At 70.6% G+C, this 14,625-nt stretch carries 19 protein-coding genes; 8 read left to right on the plus strand and 11 right to left on the minus strand.

Annotation, left to right across the window (positions count from 1 at the left end; translation table 11 throughout):
- Positions 1-6: 6 nt before the first annotated feature.
- Positions 7-699, minus strand: a complete 693-nt coding sequence (locus DEI98_RS01455; RefSeq protein ID WP_258370702.1) for a DUF6766 family protein — start codon at positions 697-699, stop codon at positions 7-9.
- A gap of 251 nt (positions 700-950) precedes the next feature.
- On the opposite strand from DEI98_RS01455, the gene DEI98_RS01460 reads away from it, so the two are divergent.
- The 4 genes from DEI98_RS01460 to DEI98_RS01475 all read left to right on the plus strand — a co-directional run bounded on the left by DEI98_RS01460 (position 951) and on the right by DEI98_RS01475 (position 2,860).
- Positions 951-1,175, plus strand: coding sequence for a hypothetical protein (locus DEI98_RS01460; protein ID WP_110865347.1), 225 nt, complete (start codon positions 951-953; stop codon positions 1,173-1,175).
- A complete protein-coding gene (locus DEI98_RS01465; protein WP_111099667.1) occupies positions 1,172-1,360 on the plus strand; it encodes a hypothetical protein in 189 nt (62 codons plus the stop codon). Before DEI98_RS01460 ends, DEI98_RS01465 begins: the two co-directional genes overlap by 4 nt.
- The gene (locus DEI98_RS01470; protein ID WP_111099668.1) at positions 1,357-1,845 is read left to right on the plus strand and encodes a hypothetical protein; all 489 of its coding nucleotides are present in this window, start codon (positions 1,357-1,359) and stop codon (positions 1,843-1,845) included. The genes DEI98_RS01465 and DEI98_RS01470 overlap by 4 nt, the downstream gene beginning before the upstream one ends.
- A 61-nt stretch (positions 1,846-1,906) precedes the next feature.
- The gene (locus DEI98_RS01475; RefSeq protein ID WP_111099669.1) at positions 1,907-2,860 is read left to right on the plus strand and encodes an AraC family transcriptional regulator; all 954 of its coding nucleotides are present in this window, start codon (positions 1,907-1,909) and stop codon (positions 2,858-2,860) included.
- Positions 2,861-2,876: 16 nt separating this feature from the next.
- On the opposite strand, the gene DEI98_RS01480 is transcribed toward DEI98_RS01475, so the two are convergent.
- Positions 2,877-3,599 (minus strand): SDR family NAD(P)-dependent oxidoreductase, encoded by a 723-nt coding sequence (locus DEI98_RS01480; RefSeq protein WP_111099670.1) that lies wholly within the window; start codon positions 3,597-3,599, stop codon positions 2,877-2,879.
- A gap of 138 nt (positions 3,600-3,737) precedes the next feature.
- Between DEI98_RS01480 and DEI98_RS01485 the strand changes: the two genes are divergently transcribed.
- Positions 3,738-5,147: a hypothetical protein gene (locus tag DEI98_RS01485; RefSeq protein WP_111099671.1), complete on the plus strand. Its 1,410-nt coding sequence runs from the start codon at positions 3,738-3,740 to the stop codon at positions 5,145-5,147.
- A 26-nt stretch (positions 5,148-5,173) separates the two neighbouring features.
- Here DEI98_RS01485 and DEI98_RS18455 read toward each other — a convergent pair whose 3' ends face one another.
- Positions 5,174-5,326: a hypothetical protein gene (locus tag DEI98_RS18455; protein ID WP_181422756.1), complete on the minus strand. Its 153-nt coding sequence runs from the start codon at positions 5,324-5,326 to the stop codon at positions 5,174-5,176.
- A 65-nt stretch (positions 5,327-5,391) separates the two neighbouring features.
- Here DEI98_RS18455 and DEI98_RS01490 point away from each other — a divergent pair, with 65 nt between their 5' ends.
- Positions 5,392-5,724, plus strand: a complete 333-nt coding sequence (locus tag DEI98_RS01490; protein WP_111099672.1) for a DUF4190 domain-containing protein — start codon at positions 5,392-5,394, stop codon at positions 5,722-5,724.
- Positions 5,725-5,805: 81 nt separating this feature from the next.
- Here DEI98_RS01490 and DEI98_RS01495 read toward each other — a convergent pair whose 3' ends face one another.
- The 4 genes from DEI98_RS01495 to DEI98_RS01510 form a co-directional block, all read right to left on the minus strand.
- Positions 5,806-6,375 carry a manganese efflux pump MntP family protein gene (locus tag DEI98_RS01495; RefSeq protein ID WP_027466883.1) on the minus strand — a complete coding sequence of 190 codons (570 nt, stop codon included), beginning with the start codon at positions 6,373-6,375 and terminating at the stop codon, positions 5,806-5,808.
- A gap of 230 nt (positions 6,376-6,605) precedes the next feature.
- Positions 6,606-7,460, minus strand: coding sequence for a LamG domain-containing protein (locus DEI98_RS01500; protein WP_111099673.1), 855 nt, complete (start codon positions 7,458-7,460; stop codon positions 6,606-6,608).
- Positions 7,457-8,341 (minus strand): S26 family signal peptidase, encoded by an 885-nt coding sequence (locus tag DEI98_RS01505; RefSeq protein WP_111099674.1) that lies wholly within the window; start codon positions 8,339-8,341, stop codon positions 7,457-7,459. Before DEI98_RS01505 ends, DEI98_RS01500 begins: the two co-directional genes overlap by 4 nt.
- A 96-nt stretch (positions 8,342-8,437) precedes the next feature.
- Positions 8,438-9,091: a hypothetical protein gene (locus tag DEI98_RS01510; RefSeq protein WP_111099675.1), complete on the minus strand. Its 654-nt coding sequence runs from the start codon at positions 9,089-9,091 to the stop codon at positions 8,438-8,440.
- Positions 9,092-9,266: 175 nt separating this feature from the next.
- On the opposite strand from DEI98_RS01510, the gene DEI98_RS01515 reads away from it, so the two are divergent.
- Positions 9,267-9,713 (plus strand): MarR family winged helix-turn-helix transcriptional regulator, encoded by a 447-nt coding sequence (locus DEI98_RS01515; RefSeq protein ID WP_309147101.1) that lies wholly within the window; start codon positions 9,267-9,269, stop codon positions 9,711-9,713.
- Positions 9,714-9,735: 22 nt separating this feature from the next.
- Here DEI98_RS01515 and DEI98_RS01520 read toward each other — a convergent pair whose 3' ends face one another.
- The 4 genes from DEI98_RS01520 to DEI98_RS01535 all read right to left on the minus strand — a co-directional run bounded on the left by DEI98_RS01520 (position 9,736) and on the right by DEI98_RS01535 (position 12,273).
- On the minus strand, positions 9,736-10,704 hold the full coding sequence (locus tag DEI98_RS01520; protein ID WP_111099676.1) for an NAD-dependent epimerase/dehydratase family protein: 969 nt from the start codon (positions 10,702-10,704) through the stop codon (positions 9,736-9,738).
- Entirely contained in the window at positions 10,704-11,264 is a 561-nt protein-coding gene (locus tag DEI98_RS01525) for an MOSC domain-containing protein (RefSeq protein WP_228516464.1), read from the minus strand. The genes DEI98_RS01520 and DEI98_RS01525 overlap by 1 nt, the downstream gene beginning before the upstream one ends.
- A gap of 71 nt (positions 11,265-11,335) precedes the next feature.
- Complete coding sequence (locus tag DEI98_RS01530; RefSeq protein ID WP_111099677.1) at positions 11,336-11,755, minus strand: MauE/DoxX family redox-associated membrane protein; 420 nt, start codon at positions 11,753-11,755, stop codon at positions 11,336-11,338.
- Positions 11,756-11,808: 53 nt separating this feature from the next.
- Positions 11,809-12,273 (minus strand): hypothetical protein, encoded by a 465-nt coding sequence (locus DEI98_RS01535; protein ID WP_146243381.1) that lies wholly within the window; start codon positions 12,271-12,273, stop codon positions 11,809-11,811.
- A 75-nt stretch (positions 12,274-12,348) separates the two neighbouring features.
- Between DEI98_RS01535 and DEI98_RS01540 the strand changes: the two genes are divergently transcribed.
- Positions 12,349-13,791: a glycosyltransferase family 39 protein gene (locus DEI98_RS01540; RefSeq protein WP_181437893.1), complete on the plus strand. Its 1,443-nt coding sequence runs from the start codon at positions 12,349-12,351 to the stop codon at positions 13,789-13,791.
- Positions 13,792-14,625: the final 834 nt, after the last annotated feature.

The following is a 14,625-nucleotide window of genomic DNA, read 5'->3' on the forward strand; positions in this document are numbered from 1 at the left end:
GCCAGCTCAGGCCCCGGTCTGCTCCGTCGGTGCGGCCACGGGCTTCGACTGGCTCGACCCTCGTTGCCGGAGTGACACGGTGGCGATCACCATCACCGAGATGACCAGGAACTCCGACTGCCAGTTCTGCATCGACTCGAACCAGAACTGGCTCGTGCCGAGGTAGCCCCACCCCGAGACCACGCTGTCGCCGTGCTCGAGCTGCTCCTCGTTGTAGGCCGCAGCGCCACCGATCACGTGCCCCACGACACTGCCGAGGAACAGCACCGCGAACAGGATCAGCAGGGAGTTCTCGTACAGCACGAGCACGATCCCGCCCCGGCGCACCGGCCACGGGGCCTTCGGGTCGTCGGCGTGCTCCCGGGGGTCCTCGTCCTGCGGGCTCTGTTCGTCCAGTGGCTCGGACTCGCTCGACCCCTTCTGGAACAGGAACACCGTGAACACGATGTACGCGCCCATCTGCAGGAACTCGCTCTCCCAGTTCTCGAACGTGGCCTCGGCGAAGTCCCCGCTCGTCAGGAAGCCCCAGAGCGACACGGCTGCCTCACCGTGCTGGAGGGCGTCCGCCGCGGACACCCGCCACCCGGCGAACCCCATGCCGACGAAGCACACGACGAAGACGGCGACGTTCGCGAGGAGCAGGCCGTGCCGTCGCACGCGCTGCCACCCACTCGATCCGTTGTGCAGGCCGAGGGTCACCGGGTCCTCCGTTCGTCGTGTCGAGCCCATCCTGGTCCGGACGCCACGAACGCCTTCGCAGGACCGTCCTGGCCGGATCGCGCTGGTGCGCGAGCCGTTTCCGGACACCTTCCGCACACCGGCTGTCCGACTTTCGCCGTCCGACCCCGGTTCGTCCACGACCGCCGGGGAGCCCGACCTACCGTCGATGCCAGCCCGATCGCCAGGACCGCCGACGCCGGCGAGGACGCAGAGAGGAATGGGCCCGAGCCATGACCACCACGACCACCTTCACCACCGACACCGCACTCGCCCCGAAGCACGCCCACACCGCAGTGGCCCGCCGTGCACGCTGCGTCTCCGAGCGCAGCCCCTTCACCGAGATGCGCGAACAGGCTCGGCTCCGGACGCTCATGGTCGCCGCGACCGCGACCGGGATCGTCTCGGTCACCGCCACGGCATCCGCGGCCGTCGTCGTGATCGGTCTCGGCGCATGAGCCCCGTGGCCCAGCCGTTCGACGACGACGCGATGGACGAACTCCGTGCCCAGCCCCTCGAGTGGCGCCGCCGCGGCCTGACACCCCCCACCGAACTCGAGGCGCTCATCACCCGACGGCTGTCCGGCGTGGTGCGGGGCGTCCCGGCTGACCCGACGTACGCGGACTTCTTCGTGGCAGCGTGAGCAGCACCACCCTCGTGGCCGAACCGACCGCCTCGTCCGGAGCGCCGGTCGGGCTCGGAGCGCTCGATGCGCTCGACACCGTCCGCCACCGGCACGACGAGTGGATGCGCGGGCTGCTGGAGCACGAGGCCGCGTTCGACGACCCCCGGGACCGCTTGCTCGCCGTGTTCACCCACCTGGAGCACCGACTCGTGGCCGACGGGCACCGGGCGTGGTCCGACACGGCCCATGCCGGAGCAGGAGCAGCCGCCGACGGGACCGACCTCGTCGACCTGCTGCACGACCAGCTGCGGCAGGTCGAGGCGCACGTCGCCGAACGCTGCGCGGCCGCCGCGTTGCCGGCGTACCTCGGCCAGGCGCTCACCCTGCTGCTCCACGGAGCCCACGTCGAGGCGACGGTCCACCGCTCGGTGCAACCGGTCCGCACGGCTCGGACCGCTGCGGCGATGTTGCTCGCGGTGCACGAGGGCGACGCCCTGTTCTGACCGCATCTGGACAATCGCACGATGGCCCCGAACCGGGGTGTGAAACTACTGCTCGAGCGACATGAACGACGACACCGAGCAGCCCGCGCGTATCCGGGTCGACGAGCAGGGCACGGACCTCGCAGCCGCGAAGCAGACCCTCGCGACCGCGTACGACGGCATCGAGTGGCACGCCGACACCACGGGTGACGGGTTCGACTACCGGTACACGGCAGCCGGCGACGGCACGATGACGCTCCGCGCCGTGCACTTCGGTGGACGCCTGACGGGCGAGATGCCCGCCGGTGACGACTTCGTCGTGCAGTGGATCACCCGCGGGCTCGGCGTCCTGGGTGACGGCGGCACCGCCATCCACCTGGTGCCGGGACGCCCGCAGATGTGGCCGAACGAGGCGTTCCCGTTCCGCTTCGAGGACTACGACCAGCGGCTCGTCCAGGTGAACCGCGCCGCCGTCGAGGGGGTCGCCGCCGAGCGTGGCCTGTCGCTCCGCCGCTTCGACCACACCGCCCGGATCGACGACGCGGCGATCCGGCAGTGGCGACAGACGGTCCAGCTCATCTCCGCGACGACCCTGGACCGACAGGCGTCCCCGCTGCTGCAGGCCGAGATGGGCCGGCTGGCCGCGGTGTCCCTGCTCGAGCTGTACCCCCGCGCCACCGCCGACCTGCCGCCCGAACTCCTGCTGCCGCAGCACCGTCGGATCCGCCAGGTCGTCGAGTACGTCCACGAGCACGCGCACCTGCCGATCACCAGCACCGACCTGGCCCGGATGGCGCACCTCAGCCTCCGCGCCCTGCAGGCCGCCTTCCAGCGGCTGCTCGGCATGTCGCCGAACGCCTACATCCGCTCGGTGCGGCTCGACCGCATCCGGACCGAGCTGCTGGCGTCCGACCCGGCCACCACGAACGTCGCCGACGTCGCCCGCTACTGGGGCTTCGCCCACGCGGGCCGGTTCTCCGCCGCGTACGCCGACCGGCACGGCGAGTACCCGAGCGAGACGCTCCGCCGCTCCTGACGGCGGTGCGCGCGACTCAGAGTGTGACGCCGGTGGCCGTCGCGAGCGCGTCGAGCAGTTCGGTGCGGAACCGCTGGTCCGCGACCGCCGGGTGCGGTTCCTGCCGCTCCCCGTGGAACCAGTAACCGCCTGTCATGGTTTGGTCTGGGTCGGTCGCGAGCGTCTCCTGCGTGCGGTGTCCGAGCTCGAAGTCGTCCGGAGCGCCGGCCCCGCCCATCTTGGTCGCCACCCAGCCCGGGTCGACGGCGTTGCTCAGCACGCCCGGGCGCCTGAGCGGCACCTCGGCGGCGAGCGCCGTCACGAACAGCTTCGTGTCGGAGTACGAGTTCGTCTCGGAAGCGCCGGTCCAGTCGACGGTGTCCAGGCGCGGACGGCCGCCCCGGTGCATCCCGCTGCTCAGGTACACGTGCCGCTCCGGCGAGCGCAGCAACGCGGTGAACAGGTACGGCGCCACGACGTTGACGGGCACCAGGGAGCGGCCCGAGATCACGCCGGCGTTGTGCACGACGGCGTCGAGCGGGGTGCCGGCGTCGAGTTCCCGGGCGGTGGCGATCACGGCGTCGCGGTCCGCCAGGTCGGCGACGACGAGTTCGGCCCCGCGCTCCACCAGGTCGGCGACCGCCTCGGCGCGGGCCGGGTTGCGTGCGTGGACGACGACGTCGTGTCCGCTGCGGAGCAGCGAGTCGGCGGTTCCCCGCCCGAGGCCGTCGGTGGATCCGGTGACGAGGATGCGTGCCATCCGCCCATCATGCGCCCGACCGCTGCGGCGGGTCCGGCAGGTGGACCGGCAACGGGCGGACTGGAGGCGCGGTGCGGGCCCGCCACGGGCCTCCCGGCTGTTCACGGGCCGGCCACAGGGCCGCGGTACGGTCGCTGCATGAGCAGCTTCCTCGAGCCGATCGACGCCGTCGGCGTCGGTGACGCGACGATCGTGCCGGACGCCACGCGACCGGTCGCGGCGGTCGTCACGGGCGACGACGTGCGGTGGGTGACGTGGCCGGACGCCCCGTTGCCGGACGGTGCGGTCGACGAGGTCGGGGTCCTCGCGACCGACGGGGGCGCCTGGGTCGTCTACGGATCGCTCGAGGAAGTGGGCGACGACCTCGACGAGATGTCCCGGACCGCGGTGCACGTCACGCCGACCGGGGTGACGTGCACGGTCGACCTCGGTGATCGACGCGTGCTCGGGGCGGACGTCGAGGGGCTGTGGATCGGCGACCCGCGTGACGCGTCGATGTGGATGGGTGAGGACGAGGACTCCGAGGACGACGGCCTCGAGGATCCGGAGGACCACGACGGGGACTCGGACGACCCGCTCGACGGCGTCGACCCGGAGACCCTGCCGTGGGCGCCGTCGGAGCCGTTCTGGCCGTCGCCGGAGGAGTGGGCGGCGACGCTGGCGGCCGGCGAGGAGCCGGAGGACGAAGACCCCGAGCTGCTGGACGACGACGACGCGGACGATGACGGCCCCCGCTACTTCTGGAGTGCCGGATCCGACGCCGACGACGAGGACGACTTCCCTCGTCGGTCGGGAGCACCGGCCGTTCCCGCGCCACCCCTGCCGACTCCGCCGACCGAGCTCGTGCTCGTGCGGACCGACGGCAGCCGGACGACGATCGCCGTCGACCACCTGGTCGAGGACGTCCGCCGTACCGGCTCGGTCCTCACCATCCGGTACGCACCGACCGGTCCGCGACTGGAGCCCGACGCGTCCGTGTTCCGGAACGTCGTCTACGTCTCCCGCGAGGTCGACCTCGACGTGACCGGCGGCCTGCCCGCCACCGTGACCACGGGGGACTTGCCGTCCCGCCCCGCGGACGACGAGGACGAGACGTCGTGGGAGGACGAGCAGGACCGACAGGAAACGGCCCTCGCACCGTGGACGGAGCGGTTCGACCTGACCGACGTCGAGGGCGCGCGCTGGCCGCTGCACGACCTGGACGCTGCCGCACGGGAGCGCGCGGTCGCGGACCTCGTGGGCGTGTTCGAGGCACTCGACCAGCCCGACATCCGGTGGACCCGCGACCACCCCGAACCCCGTCGGTCGGTGAGCGACTACCGAGCCGTCGAGGTCACCGTCGAGGGGGAGTGGCCGGCGACCGAGGTCGTGGTGTCGTTCGAGCACCGCACCGTGCCGTACCTGCGGCTCCGTCGGCGCTACCGGGTGTTCGACGACGCCGGGCACGTGCAGGACTGGACGTACGTCGGCGTGCACCTGGACGAGGACATCAGCAGCGGGCACATCGCCGACCGGTCGGACGCGGTGGACGGGGTGCTCGACATCTGAGGGCGCCGCTGCCGGTCAGTGCCTCATCAGACCTCGGCGACGGCCCGCAGCTCGAGCGCCACGGCGTTCAGGTCCTCGATCAGCCCGCCCGCCCGGTCGGCGTACTCGCTCGTCGTACCGGCCGCCGTGCAGCAGGTGTCGGCGCAGCCGTCCCATGCCCCGATGATCCCACCGCACATCGCGGCCCCCTGGTCCTGTACGTTTCCTGTGTAGACATCCCCCTGACCAGAGAGGACGCGGCGCCATGAGTGACGGCACGCCCCAGTACAACCAGCAGAACCCGAACCCCTACGCCGCCGGCGGGCAGCCCTACGGCGCTCCGATGCAGCCGTCGTCCGACCGCTTCAACGTCATGGCGATCGTCGGGTTCGTCCTGGCCTTCGTGGTGAACATCGCCGGCCTCGTGGTGTCGATCATCGCGCTCTCGCAGATCAAGAAGACCGGGGAGCGCGGCCGCGGCCTGGCCCTCGCCGGCATCATCATCAGCGCCCTGTCGCTCGTGTTCGGCATCATCTGGGTGATCTTCGTGATCGCTGTGGTCGCGAACGCTCCGGCGGGCAGCCTGGGCAGTTACTGACACCCAACAGCACCAGACGGGAGGCCCGTGGCAGCTCGCCACGGGCCTCCCGTCTGTCCGGTGTCGGTTCCGACCGCGGCCTCAGCCGATGACGCCGGTGTGCTCCAGCACGATGTTCAGACCGATCAGGATCAGGACGACGCCGCCCGCGATCTCCGCCGGCTTGCCGAAGCGGGCGCCGACACGGCGACCGACCAGGACCCCGACGAACGACAGCACCGCGGTCGTGATCCCGATGAGCAGCACCGCGCCGCCGATCGACACGGGCAGGAACGCCAGGGTGACGCCGACCGCCAGGGCGTCGATGCTGGTCGCGACCGCCAGCACGAGGAGCTCGCGGACCGGCAGCCGATCGGTGTCCTGCTCGGTGTCCTCGTGCTTCGAGAACGCCTCCCACAGCATCTTCCCGCCGATCAGCGCGAGCAGCCCGAACGCGACCCAGTGGTCGAAGGCCGCGATGTACTGCGCGAACGCCGACCCGAGCAGCCAGCCGAGCAACGGCATCACCGCCTGGAACACCCCGAACGTCAGCGCGATCACGATCGCGTGCCGCACGTCGAAGCGCTTCATGTGCAGGCCCTTGCCGAGGGCGACGGCGAAGGCGTCCGCGGAGACGCCGAGCGCGATGAGGAACAGGGCCCAGAACGACATGGGGGCAGCGCCTTTCGAGACGGTCGGATGGAGACTCCGACGTCTCAGGACCTGACGATCCTGGCACGGTCCGGGGCACGAAAAGGCCTGATCAGCGGGATTCGTCGGCCCGAATCCGCGGGTTGGTGGGCCCGGTCCGACAACCCGGCCCACGTCGTCGACGTGACCAGGGGACGCCCTGGAGGCCCGTGGCGGCGCCGCGGTGCGCCTCCAGGCCGTCAGCCAGTCCGTCAGGAACCGGCGGCCGCGTGTGCGGCGACCTGGCTGGCCGTCAGTTCGGTGCCGTAGACGGCGGCGTACCGCATCGACCCGGTGAAGTACGGGTTGTTCGTGGCACCCGGCCACCCGCTCACGACGTCGTAGCCGACGCGGAAGTACCCGGTGAAGTTCTCGGGGCTCTTGAAGGCCGCGTTCGACGTGACGAGCGTGCCGTCGACGTACAGGCGCATCCCGTTGGTGGGCGACATCGTGGCGACGGTGTGGTGCCAGGCGCCGTCGGTGTAGGCCTTCGGCGAGGTGAGGACCTGCGTGGCGCCGTTGTACGTGCCGAACGCGAGCTGGCCGGTCGTGGTCAGGTAGAGCTTCCGGTCGTGCTGGCTCGACGCGCCGGTCTGGCTGCTGCCGAAGCCGATGAGCATGCCGCCGGCGACCGTGGTGCGGAACCAGACCTCCTCGCTGAAGGTCGTGGGGTTGGCGTAGGAGCGCGGGGTGGAGACGTAGCTCGTGGACCCGTTGAGCGCGTAGGCGCTCCCGCTGTCGCGGGGGCAGGCGTTCGGGCTCGGCGTGGTCGCGGTCATGGTGCCCTGGTAGGTGCCGTTCGCGCCACGACCGGACCAGTCGGTGGCCGTCTTCGATCCCGAAGCCTCGGTCAGGCGGTAGGCGAACAGCGCGTTCGCGGTGTCGGCGCCGACGGCACCGGTGCACGTGAAGTACGGGGCGGTCGCCGCCGTGTTCGCGCTGTTGGTCACGCGGGCGGTGTACGCCGAGCGGGTCGGGGCGAACTGGTTCAGCAGGACGACGACGGCCAGGGCGACCACGAGCAGGACGGCGACGACGCGACCGTCGCGCAGGCGACGGAGGATCACGAGGGACGCACCGCCTCGACGCGACCGACCGCCAGGCACGCCACGAGTGGCACGAGGCACACGGCGAACAGGGCGACCCAACCCAGGGGGTCGAGGTCGATGTTCGACATGAGCTGGTAGTGCCCGTTCTTCGTCAGCTCGTGGATGACGACCCGGCCCATCTCGCCGTCGACCAGGTGGACGCTGTTGCCGCCGTGGGCGTCGACGCGGACCGGGAAGATCCCCGACGAGATCACGGTGGCCTCGACGCCGGTCGGGCTCGAGGTGTTCGTGATCGTCGTCACGTTGACGAACGGCTTGAACACGAACGCCGCGTACGCAACGGTGAGGGCGCTGCCCGCGATCCGCAGGCACGTGCGGGTCACCCGGTCGGTGAACGCGCTGGTCAGGGTCAGGATGATCAGCGTGCCGATGAGCAGGATCGGGGCAGCGCGGAGCAGCCAGCCGATGCGCGGGACCAGGAGCGCGGGGGTGCCGATCACGTCGGCCTGGGTGAGCGTCCACGGGTCGGTCGCGCCGTTGACGTCACCGCGGGTGTGGAGCCCGCCGTCCGCGTCGATCGAGACGATGCGGTGCGTGTAGACGACGTCCGGGTTGGCGGAGGTCTCGAACGAGACGATCTCGCCGACGCTGAGCGTGGCGACGTCGACCGGCAGGTCGAGGACGAGGGTGCCGACCGGGGCGGCTTCGCCCATCGAGGGGGTCTCGACGACGAACCAGCGGCCGCCGGCGGAGAGGAACAGGACAGCGGCGGTGAGGAGCAGTGCGGCGATCGCGGCGACCGACCACGCGAGGACCGTCTCGGAGCGGGTGACCTGACGGCCGCGGAGGACCGGGCGGTCGAGCGTGCCGCTGAGCGGGATCGCTGCGGTCTGGCTCATGGGCTCTGCTCCGGGGATTCAGGGGAATGGCGACGCTCGACCGGAGGGGGGTCGGCCGAGCGTCGCCGGTCTGGGGGAAGGGTGATGGGGGTCGGATCAGGCCGTGAAGGTCCAGGTCATCGGGACCGAGGCGGCGAGGCCCTGGTAGGTGTTGCCCGCCGAGGAGTCCAGGGTCACGGCGAAGTTGAACGGGACGCTCGCGCCGGCGGCCGGAGCCTGCGGCATCGTGAAGGCCGACGCCGCCGCACCCTTGAAGCTGGCGAGGGTGCCGCTGAAGACGGTGGTCGAGCCGGAGGTGACGACGAGGTTCATCTTGGCGCAGAGGTCGGTCGCGGTGCCGTTGGCCGAGCCGTTGGCCGACTGGGTGCACGTGGCGCCCGGGTTCAGCGTGAAGGTGCTGGCGTTCGCGGTGCCGGTGTTCTTGATCGAGATCGCGGTGTTGACCGTGTTGCCCGGGGTCATCGTCGTGCTGCCGCCGAACTTGTTGATCGTCGAGCAGGTCGCCGAGTTCGTCGAGACGGAGCCGCCGTCGGTGCTGAGGCAGGTGACGGTCGCGCCGGCGTTCTGCTCCTGCATGATCAGCGTGCCGCTGGCGGCGGTGTTGCTGCTGTTCGTGATGCTCGCGGCGAACCCAGAGAGGGTGCCGGTGAGCGAGAGGGAGAGCAGGACGGCGGCGAAGATACCCGCGAGGAGGGCCACGGGGGCGAAGCGGATCCGCTTCAGTGCGGAGGTGCGGAGCTTGGTGGACACGGGGTACCTCTTCGTTCGGTGGTGGTTGCAGGAAGTCGGGGGGAGCAAGGCGTTCGGGCTGTTTTGCTTCAATGGTTAAGATAGTCACTGATTCACCAAGTTGACCACTCGTATACTTACCCCAGTGCGGGGGACGCACCTTGTCCCCCGGTCCCCGACACGGAAGAAGGCCCTCGTGGCAGCAGCACCGAACGACGACGACGCGGCCGATCTCATGGCCGCGTTCACCGCCGTCGTGCGTGCGAACGCGAGCCTGGTGAGTCAGCTCAGCGCGCGTGCAGGCGTGCACGAGAACGCCCTCCGCGCCCTGGTGCTCATCAGTGACACCGGGTACTCCACGCCGACCGAGGTCGCCGGGTACCTCGGACTGACCTCGGGCGCGGTGACGAACATGATCGACCGGATGAGCGCCGCCGGCCTGCTCGAGCGCGCACCGAACCCCGCCGATCGCCGGGGCTCACTGCTGCGGCTGCTATCCCCGGGCGATGTCGTCGTGTCGGACTACCAGGAGCGGTACGCCGCGATGCTCCGGGCCGTCGACGGGGCGCACAAGGGTGAACTGCACGAGGTGCTCAACGACCTGGCGACGAGCCTGTACGAGCAGGCTGCCGCTGCGTCCTGATCTCGCGCGTGGGACCGCGCGTCTACCTCGTGTGGATCGCCCGCTCCTCTGTCGAGGTGAGGCCGGCACGGCGTTCCCGATCCGTCCCGCGGGCACGCTCGTCCTCGAGCACCCGCACGACGGTGTCCCGGAGGGGTCGGGTCACCCCGCCGGCGTCCCTGAACGCCCCCGCGGAGCGCTGCGAGAACCCGCCCTCCGACACCGGGATCCACAGGGGGAGCGATCGGGGGCCGGCCCAGTAGGCCACGTCGTGCGCGAGCAGGACGTCGTCGTCGACCGCGACCAGCTCGTCGTCGAACCCGGTGACCTCCGCCACGCACCGGAAGAAGACCTGCATCGGCACCGGAGCGCCCACCGCGTTGACCGTGCCGACGAACCCGTCGCGCCCGGCCCGGACGAGCCAGGCAGCGAGGTCCGCGACGTCGATCAGCTGGACGAACCGCTCCGCCGTCGTCGGCACCAGCACCGGCCCACCGCGGTCGAGGCGTGCCGGCCAGTACCCGAACCGGTCACTCGGGTCGCCGGGGCCGACGATCAGCCCCGGGCGTGCGATGAGCAGCCGTGACCCGAGCCGGAGCCGCGTCATGCGCTCGGCGAGGACCTTCGCGTCGGCGTACTCGGACGGGTCCTTCGGCTCCACCAGCAGGGCGGACTCGTCGGCGCCCGGTTCGTCGTTGTCCGCGTACACCGAGACCGTCGACACCAGGGTCCAGTGCGCGGCCCGGTCGGCGAGGGCGTCGAGCGCCGGGGCGACGAGTTCGGGGGCGCTGGCGAGCTCGATGACCTCGTCCCAGTTCCCGGTGGCCTGTTCGTACGCGCCGGCCAGGGCTCGATCCGCCTGGACGAAGCGCGCTCCCTCCGGAACGTTGCCGGTCGTGCCCCGGGCGAGGCAGGTGACGTCGGCGCCCTCGGACAGCAGCTCGTCGACGATCGTCCGCCCGAGCCAACCGGTTCCGCCGAGTACCAGGACGCGTCGCACGCGCTGCGTCATCAGACGGGCTGGAGGGGTCGTCGTTCACCGTCGGGGAGCTCGACCCGGATGCGATCGCCCGGCCGGACCGTGCCACCGGTGAGCACGACGCTCATCACCCCGCCCTTGCGCTCGACCGTGCCGTCCTCGGCACGCCCCAACACGGCACGGAGGAGCCCCGGCTCGAAGCCGTTGATCTGCTGGCACGGGTTCCGCAGGCCCGTGACCTGCACGGAGGCGTCGTCGCCGAGGTGCAGCACTGCTCCCTCGGGCAGCCCGAGCAGGTCGATGCCACTGGTCGTGACGTTCTCGCCCATCTGTCCCGGTTCGACACTGAACCCGGCCTCGGCGACCTCGTCGAACAGCTCGGCGTGCAGCAGGTGGACCTGGCGCAGGTTCGGCTGGGAGGGGTCACGGGCGACCCGGGAGCGGTGCTGCACGGTCGTGCCGGCGTGGGCATCACCCTCGATGCCCCACCCCGCCACGAGCGTCACCGCGTCGACCAACGGCTTGCTGAACCGGTGCTCGCCGTCCTTGCTCACCGCGACCACGCGCGGCTGGTCCATGTCGTCCCCGCTCATGGGGCCGATTCTGCCCCATGGTCACGGTCGCGCGGGTGCAGCGTCGGTCAGTGGCGCTCGCGCGGGCCGGTTCAGCGGCGCTTGCGCAGCGCGTTCGTCGCCCACAGCGAGACAGCGATGAGCACGGGCTGGAACAGCAGGCGGACGAAGCGCTTGGTGTCGGTGTCCAGGCCGAACCCGTGACGGTGGTGCATCCACTGCGCGATGTTGCCGGGGAAGACCGCGAGGAAGAACACCGCGACGACCCACCCGACGGTCACCTGACGCCGAGCCAGGAGCATCAGCGCAGCCCCGAGGGAGATCTCCACCACACCGGAGGCGATCACCGTGACGTCCGTCGGCAGCGGCACGAACTTCGGCACCTGCGCCTGGAACTCCTCGCGGGCCACCGTCAGGTGACTGATGCCGGCCCAGGTGAGCATCGCACCGAACAGGATGCGGACGATGGTCCGGGGGCGGGTGGAGCGGACTGCGGGGGTGCGGGTTGCCATCGGGGTGGTGCCTTTCACGGTCGTGGTGGGGTTCGGTGGAGTGGGGGGCGAGGTCAGCGGCTGCGGAGGACGCGGCGTCGGCGTGCGGCCTCGAACGTGATCGCGGCAGCGGCGGAACCGAGCGTGAGGATCCGCGCGACCGGACGGCCGCGGGTCGAGGTGAGCAGCCGCAGCACGCCGGCGAGTGTGAGTGCGGCAGCACCGCCGGTCGTGCTCGTCACCGAGCCGTCTTCGCGGTCGATCACGAGCCGGGTCCCGCCGAGGGCTGTCACCGTGATGGCGGAGCCGGTGCCGACCAGGTCGTTCACGGATGCACGGCGAACCCCCGCGGTGGCGAGTCCGAGCCCGGACAGGACTTCCAGGCCAGGGATGCCGAGCGCGTGTGGGACGCCCGGCTCGAATCCACGTCGCTGCATCTGATGGGCTCGAGCGCGCAGCGGGGTGCGGCGAACCGTGGCGATGCCGTGCCCGGCGAGCAGGCCACCGGTGACGAGGTCGATCCAGCTGGTGAGTTTCACGTTGCGCTCCATTAGGTTGTGCACAACCTAACACGTCGATGCCAAAGACGGTCGGAGGGCCAGTAGGTTCGTCTGGTGCCATCACGAGTGTCCGGGTTCGCCGGCGACCTCCGCCTCCGCCTGACGATCGCCTCCCTCGTCGTGATCGCCGCGCTCTACCAGTGCTTCTGGAACCTGGCCGGCTCGAACATCACCGGCGACGAGAACATCTACCTGCAGAGCGGGTGGCAGTACGTCCACGGAGACTTCGCCGCGAACCGCGAACACCCGCCGACGGCCAAGTACCTGTTCGGGCTCGTGCAGCTCCTCACCGGGCAGGGTCCGATCGGGCCGCGGATCCTCGTCGGCGTGCTCACCTTCGCGGTCGGCGTGGTCCTGTACCTGTGGCTGCGTCGCGAGATCGGGTACTGGGGTGCCCTGCTGGCGGCGTCGCTGTGGTGGCTGACTCCGCGTGGTGGTGCGGGTGCCCGGGTCGACCGGCTCGCCCTGCTCGACCCGGTGATGACGGCCTTCGCCGTGTTCGCGATCGTCGCCGCGTGGTGGTGGATCCGCAGCGAACGGGCCTGGTGGCTCGCTCCCGTGTCCGGCGTGCTCATGGCTGCCTCGGTCACGTCCAAGCTGTCGACCATCGTGCTGCTCCCGGCGTTCCTGCTGCTCCCGGTCGTGTTCAAGGCATGGCGGAAGGGCCTCGTCGGCGGCGTGCTCTGGGTCGCCGCCTTCACGGTGACGTTCGTCGCTCTGTACGTCCCGATGGGCATCCGTTCCGCGATCCAGTACATGGTCGCGTTCCAGGAGGGGCAGAACACCAACGGGCACCCGATCACGATCGATGGGCAGATCTACACGTTCGCACCGTGGTGGGCGAGCTTCCGGTTCTTGCTCGACGGCACGGGCAAGGCGATGCTCGTCGTCCTCGCGATCGGTGTGCTCGCTGCCCTGGTCGTGCGGGCGGACCGCCTGGTCGCGTACGTGGCCGCATCCCTGGTACTGCTCGTCGTGTTCTACGTCGTCGTCGCCAAGATCGCGCTGCCGACCTACTACACCGCGTGGATGCCGTTCCTGCTGGTCCTTGCCGCCATCGGCTTCGCACGCCTCGCCACCGTCCCCCCGAGGGCACTGACCGTCCCGGTCGTGCTGGTCCTCGTCGCGACGCTCGTCGTCCCCTCGTTCCGGGTGAGCCAGGCCGTCGCGCGGGCGCACCCGACCGGGATCGCGCTGTTGCCCGGGTACCTCGAGGAACACGATGTGCCCGACGGTCGGATCCTGTTCGTGTCGGCGACTCCCACGCTCTTCCAGCCGTACGTCGGCGACCACGGCACCAACCGACTCGACCGCGGCCCCTACGTCGCCATCGTCGTCGGACGCGACCGGCGGCTCCCCGCACCGGAGGCCGTGACCAACCTGCTGCAGGACGACGCCTCGTCCTTCACCACGGGCAGGCTCGACGGCCTGCGCGTGTGGGTCCCGAAGGACGGCCGCATCCGCGAGGACAACGGGGTCCTCACGATCGCCCGCTAGTCGATGCGACGTTGGCGAGGCGTCGCGCGCCCATGTCGACGGACTCACTACTTGTCGCCAACTCGGCTCACGAGTCTCGGCATCGCCACGCGTGTCTCTCGATCTGCCCGAACATCTTGTCGCCGTTTCGACGGCTCTACGGCGGTCGCGGTAGCCGATCCCCTACTGGGTCGTGGTTGGCGCCGGTGGTCCTGCTTCGGGCCCGAGGAGTGTCTCGGTCCCGACGAAACCGACCGGATCGTCCTCGTCAATGAAGCGCACCGGGAACCTGTCGGACACGGGCAGCGATCCGACGGCCCCGGTGTCGGTCCGGAACCACACAGTCGGAACCGGCCGCTCGCCCACCCGCGCCGCTCGCGTCGCTTCTGAAGCGAGGGACGCCCATTCCGCCTCGTGCACCGCAGACACCTCGAAGCTCTGTGGGCCGATCCTCATCACTCGCACCGACTCATCCTCCTCGTATCCCGCATTGTCCCGCTGAACGGTCGGCTGATGAGACTCCGCGCGGTGGGTTGCTGTGCTCAGGATCAGACGTGGGGCGAGGTGGTCGCGCCACTCCGGGGGGGGCACGTCCTGGTAGCGTCCGCAGGCTTGCCGAGGACGTCATCGACCAGGGTGTTGACCTCGCCAACACGGCCTCATCGGCAGCGTCTTGCATCCCATTTCCCGCCCCGCGCAGCGGCGCCGTGCCTGCGGCCGTTCTTCGGCCCTTTGTTGAACCGGGAGCTTGCTGTCTATACCCAGCTACGCAGGCCCGGTCGAGGGTTGTACCGCTCAACGGCCGTCAGCGGGCATACGCCGATCCCATTCGTCCGCGCGGCTGCGATCACTCAC

The sequence above is a fragment of the Curtobacterium sp. MCLR17_034 genome (genome assembly GCF_003234485.1).
Taxonomy (GTDB): Bacteria; Actinomycetota; Actinomycetes; order Actinomycetales; family Microbacteriaceae; genus Curtobacterium; species Curtobacterium flaccumfaciens.